The organism is Mesorhizobium sp. WSM4935, assembly GCF_029625735.1.
In the GTDB taxonomy this organism is placed as follows: domain Bacteria; phylum Pseudomonadota; class Alphaproteobacteria; order Rhizobiales; family Rhizobiaceae; genus Mesorhizobium.
The window spans coordinates 1-235 of record NZ_JARTVR010000087.1; the positions used below are offsets into that span (position 1 = coordinate 1).

The window sequence follows — 235 nt, forward strand, 5'->3', positions numbered from 1 at the left end:
GCGCCCGCAGGCACCGCCACCGTGGTGCCTTACGTGTGGATGACCAAGGGCGCCACCGATCTGCGCGCCCTGTGGGTGCGCAAGGCGCAGCTCGAGCAGGCGGCAGCCGCCAGCGCGCCGGCCGGCTTTGCCACGCTGCGCGCCGGCGACATGCTGGGCCACAACAGCGAGCAGCTCTTCCAGGTGCTGCAAGACGCCACCGCCAACGATGCCGGGGCCGTCACCGTCACGCTCG

The 235-nt window shown here is 72.8% G+C and carries 1 protein-coding gene; it reads left to right on the forward strand.

What is annotated here, in order from left to right:
• Positions 1 to 235: hypothetical protein (locus P9273_RS32220; RefSeq protein ID WP_278052602.1), on the forward strand; the 235-nt coding region annotated here is incomplete at both ends.